This window comes from Candidatus Methylomirabilis sp., from assembly GCA_036000645.1.
Lineage (GTDB): Bacteria > Methylomirabilota > Methylomirabilia > Methylomirabilales > JACPAU01 > JACPAU01.
In genome coordinates, this window is sequence record DASYVA010000139.1 from 1 (window position 1) to 4,825 (window position 4,825).

Sequence of the window (4,825 nt, forward strand, 5' to 3'; positions counted from 1 at the left end):
CACCTCCGCCGCCGCCTCGAGCAGGCCCCCCGGGAGTTCGAGTTCCTCCGGGCGAAGCTCCACGCCTCCCGGGAGCAGCTCGACCAGGCCTACCAGCAGAACGAGCGCCTCGTCCAGGCCCTCCACCAGGCGAAGGAGCAGGTCGCCGCCCTGAAGGAGGAGGTGGACAAGCTCTCCGCCCCCCCCTCCTCCTACGGGATCTTCGCCGAGGCGAACCCGGACGGGACCGCCACCATCTACACCGCCGGCCGCAAGCTCAAGGTGAACCTCCACCCCGCCCTCACCCCCGAGACCCTCCGGAAGGGCCAGGAGCTCATCCTGAACGAGGCGCTGAACGTGGTGGAGGCGAAGGCCTTCGACATCCAGGGGGAGGTGGTCCGCCTGAAGGACCGCCTGGATGCCCACCGGGCCGTCGTCACCCTCCACGCCGACGAGGAGCGGGTGGCGGAGCTCGCCGAGCCGCTCCAGGCCGAGACCCTGCACGTGGGGGATCCCCTCCTGTACGACCCCCGCTCCGGGTACCTCCTCGAGCGGCTCCCGAAGCTGGAGGTCCAGGACCTCCTCCTCGAGGCGGTCCCGGACATCACCTACGCCGCGATCGGGGGGCTCGGCCCCCAGATCGAGCTCATCCGGGATGCCCTCGAGCTCCCCTACCTGTACGCCGAGCACTTCAAGACCCACAAGCTCCTCCCCCCGAAGGGGGTGCTCCTCTACGGCCCCCCGGGCTGCGGGAAGACCCTCATCGCGAAGGCCGTGGCGAACTCCCTCGCCCAGCAGCTCGCCCAGAAGACCGGGCAGGCGGTCACCGGCTACTTCCTGAACGTGAAGGGCCCCGAGCTCCTGAACAAGTACGTGGGGGAGACGGAGCGGAAGATCCGGGAGATCTTCACCCGGGCGAAGGAGAAGGCGAGCGAGGGGCAGCCGGTGGTCATCTTCTTCGACGAGATGGACAGCCTCTTCCGGACCCGGGGGGCCGGGATCTCCTCCGACATGGAGGCGACGATTGTCCCCCAGTTCCTCGCCGAGCTGGACGGGGTGGAGGGGCTCAAGCACGTCGTCGTCATCGGGGCGAGTAACCGCCAGGACCTCATCGACCCGGCGGTGCTCCGCCCCGGCCGCTTTGACGTGAAGATCAAGATCGACCGGCCAGACCGGACCGCCGCCGCCGACATCTTCAGCAAGTACCTGACCGCCGACCTCCCCCTCGCCCCGAGCCTCCTCGCCGCCGCCGGGGGGGACCCGCAGGCCGCCGTGGCCGCCCTCATCACCCAGGCGGTGGAGGTCATGTACGCCGCGAGCGACCCGAACCGGTTCCTGGAGGTCACCTACCAGTCCGGGGAGAAGGAGGTCCTCTACTTCAAGGACTTCGTGAGCGGCGCGATGATCGAGAGCGTCTGCACCCGGGCGAAGAAGCGGGCGGTCAAGCGGCTCATCCAGACGAACGCCCCGGGGATCACCGCCGAGGACCTCCTCCAGGGGATCGCGGACGAGTTCAAGGAGAACGAGGACCTCCCGAACACCACCAACCCCGACGACTGGGTGAAGATCGCCGGCCGCAAGTCGGAGCGGATCGTGTCGGTGCGGCCGCTCCACCGCGAGACGGGTCAGGAGGAGGGGCGGGAGATCCGGACGTTTCGGGTCGGCCACTATCTCTAGCGTGACCGCCGACGACCGAGAACGACGCGAGGCGAAGTCCGTTGGACCGGCACGAGGCCGCCCGGGGGGCGGCCGCTTTTGTCCTGGGGCCTAGCGTGAGGACCGGCGCGGGCACCACCCGAAGGGTGGTCGGAGAACGACGACACGAGGGGGCACGCATGGGTCGCCGCATCTACCTCGACTACAACGCCGGGGCCCCCCTGGATTCGCGGGTCCGCGCGGCCATGGAGCCGGTCCTGGGGGAGACGCCGGGGAACCCCTCCTCCGTTCACGCCTTCGGGCGGGAGGCGCGGGTCCTCCTGGAAGAGGCCCGGGAGAGGCTCGCCGGGCTCCTCGGCGCCGCCGACAAGGATGAGATGGTGTTCGTCTCGGGCGGCACCGAGGCGGACAACCTGGCGGTCCTGGGGGTGGCGCTCGCGCGGGCCGACCAGGGACGTCACGCCATCACCTCGACCGTGGAGCACCCGGCGGTCCTGGGAGCTGCCGCGGCGCTGGGGAAGGCGGGGTTCAGCGTCACGGCCCTGCGGGTAGACGGGGAGGGGCGGCTGGACCCGGCGGAGCTCCAGCGGGCGCTGCGGCCCGACACGGTCCTGGTCAGCCTGATGCACGCCAACAACGAGACCGGCGTCCTCTTCGACCTGCCGGCGCTCGCCGCCGTGGCGCACGCGGCGGGCGTGCCGATCCACACCGATGCCGTCCAGAGCTTCGGCAAGGTCCCGGTCCGGATAGGCGAGCTCGGTGTGGACCTCCTCTCCCTCTCCGGGCACAAGATCGGCGGGCCCGCGGGAAGCGGGGCCCTGTACGTGCGGGCCGGCGTGCGCCTGGGACCGCGCCTCCTCGGGGGGTCCCAGGAGCGGGAGCGGCGCGCCGGGACGGAGAACCTCGCGGCGGCGGCGGGGCTGGCCGCGGCGGCCGAGGTGGCCGCGGCCGAGCGGGAGGGGGAGGCGGTGCGGCTCGGGGCGCTGCGCGATCGCCTGGAGACGCGGCTCCGGGAGCGGATCCCCGGGGTGGCGGTCAACGGCGGTGGGGCTCCCCGGCTCCCCCAGACGAGCAGCCTGGCCTTCCCGGGGCTGGAGGCGGAGGAGCTCCTGGTGGCGCTGGACCTGGCCGGCTTCGCCTGCTCCGCGGGCGCGGCCTGCTCTGCGGGGGCGCTGGAGCCTTCCCACGTCCTCGCCGCCATGGGGCTCCCCCCGGAGCGGGTCCGCGGGAGCATCCGGGTGTCCCTGGGACGCACCACGACGGCGGACGAGGTGGACGCGCTCGCGGAGGCCCTGCCGGGCCTGGTGGATCGCTGCCGCCGGTGAGCCCCGCCCGGACGAAGGGACGATGGAGCAGGACACACCGGCCACGGAGGATGTGCGGCGCCGCCTGCGGGAGATCCTGGCGCAGCAGGGGAAGCTGAAGGAGCGGGACCTGCTGCGCGTCTCCGCCCTCACGGGGGTGGACTACTTCACGGTGGTGCGGGTGTCGCGCGAGCTGGAGAAGGGCACCCCCCCCGGGACGGCAGCAAAGGGCTAGCGGCCGGGGGGAGCGGGGGGAAGGGTGAAGGTCCACGCGTTTACGGTTGGGCCCCTGGAGAGCAACTCCTATCTCGTCGTCGATGAGGCGGCGCGGGAGGCGGCGCTCCTGGACCCGGGCATGGAGAGTGAGCCGGTTGCGGATGTCCTGGCCCGGGAGCACCTGACCGTCACGAGCATCATTAACACCCACGGCCACTTCGATCACGTCTTCGGGAACGCCTACTTCAAAGCGAAGACGGGCGCCCCCCTCCTCATGCACCGGGCCGACCTGGACCTGGTGAAGCGCCTGGAGGAGCAGTCCCTCTACTTCGGCTTCCGGGCGACGCCGTCGCCGTCCCCGGATCGGTTCCTGGAGGAGGGGGACGAGGTCCGGGTGGGCGGGATCCGCCTGCGGGTCCTCCACACACCCGGCCACAGCCCGGGCGGGATCTGCCTGGTGACGGACGGGGCGGCGTTCGTGGGGGACACCCTCTTCGCCGGCTCGATCGGCCGCACGGATCTGCCCGGGGGCTCGGCCGAGGAGCTTCTCACCTCCATCCGGGAAAAGCTGCTCGCCCTGCCCGACGAGACCGTCCTCTACCCGGGGCACGGCCCGGCCACGACCATCGGGCACGAGCGGCGGCACAACCCGTTCCTCACGGGGCGGGTGCCTCTCTTCGACCTCTAGGGGTTCCCGTGGGTGTCGCAGACCACAAGGCCACGGCGGCCAAAGTCAGCACGGTGCAGTGCGCCGTCCTCACCATCAGCGATTCCCGGACCGAGGCGGAGGACGAGTCGGGCCGGCTGATCCAGGAGCAGCTGAAGGAAGCGGGGCACGCGGTGGCGTTCTACCGCCTCCTCCGCAACGACGTCACCGCCATCCAGGCCGAGGTGATGCGGCTCCTCGAGGCGGGGGTGCACTGCATCCTCTGCACCGGGGGCACCGGGCTTTCCCGGCGGGACGTGACCATCGAGGCCATCACGCCCCTCCTGGACAAGGTGGTGGACGGGTTCGGGGAGCTGTTCCGGCACCTCTCCCACCAGGAGGTGGGGACCGCGGCCCTCCTGAGCCGGACCCTCGCGGGCACCTCCCGCACCACCGTGATCATCGCGCTCCCGGGTTCCCGGGAGGCGGTGCGCCTTGCCATGGAGCGTCTCATCCTGCCGGAGCTGAAGCACCTGGTCTGGGTCGCCCGGGGCTGAGGATGGCCGGCCCCCTTGCGCGGGGCTGTCCGCCGCGCTAGGATCGGGAAGAGGCGGGTCGGGGACTCGCCCGGAGGACGTGGATGCCGATTTTCGAGTACGAGTGCGGCGGCTGCGGGGTGGCCTTCGAGATGCTGGTTCGGAGCCCGGAGGTTCGGGTCGCCTGCCCCACGTGCGGGAGCGGAGAGGTGGTCAAGCAGTTCTCGTCCTTCGCCGTCGCGACGGCCGAGGGGATGAGGCCGTCGGTGGGGAAGGGCTGCGGCTGTGCCCCCGCCGGGTGAGGGACCTGCTGACCCCCGTGCGGGGTGTGTGAACCGACAAGGCCCCCGGGAGCGCGCTCCCGGGGGCCTTGTGGTTTGTGGCGGGACGAATACCAACGCCACAAACGACAGAAGGAGAGTGACACGGTCCGGGTCCTGTCGCCGGCGCCGCCCCCGGCCCCCCAGCCCCCCTGGGGAACCCTCCCG

The 4,825-nt window shown here is 71.8% G+C and carries 6 protein-coding genes; all 6 read left to right on the forward strand.

Features of this window, described 5'->3' with window-relative positions; all coding sequences use genetic code 11:
• The coding region (gene arc / locus VGT06_07895; GenBank protein HEV8663043.1) for a proteasome ATPase at positions 1–1,656 on the forward strand (1,656 nt) is incomplete at its 5' end.
• Between the two features lie 158 nt (positions 1,657–1,814).
• Entirely contained in the window at positions 1,815–2,960 is a 1,146-nt protein-coding gene (locus tag VGT06_07900) for a cysteine desulfurase family protein (GenBank protein ID HEV8663044.1), read from the forward strand.
• 22 nt (positions 2,961–2,982) lie between these two features.
• Positions 2,983–3,174, forward strand: a complete 192-nt coding sequence (locus VGT06_07905) for a hypothetical protein (GenBank protein HEV8663045.1) — start codon at positions 2,983–2,985, stop codon at positions 3,172–3,174.
• 24 nt (positions 3,175–3,198) lie between these two features.
• The gene (locus VGT06_07910; GenBank protein ID HEV8663046.1) at positions 3,199–3,843 is read left to right on the forward strand and encodes an MBL fold metallo-hydrolase; all 645 of its coding nucleotides are present in this window, start codon (positions 3,199–3,201) and stop codon (positions 3,841–3,843) included.
• A gap of 8 nt (positions 3,844–3,851) precedes the next feature.
• Positions 3,852–4,358 (forward strand): molybdenum cofactor biosynthesis protein B, encoded by a 507-nt coding sequence (locus VGT06_07915; GenBank protein HEV8663047.1) that lies wholly within the window; start codon positions 3,852–3,854, stop codon positions 4,356–4,358.
• A gap of 83 nt (positions 4,359–4,441) precedes the next feature.
• Positions 4,442–4,639 carry a zinc ribbon domain-containing protein gene (locus VGT06_07920; protein HEV8663048.1) on the forward strand — a complete coding sequence of 66 codons (198 nt, stop codon included), beginning with the start codon at positions 4,442–4,444 and terminating at the stop codon, positions 4,637–4,639.
• The last annotated feature ends 186 nt before the right edge of the window (positions 4,640–4,825 follow it).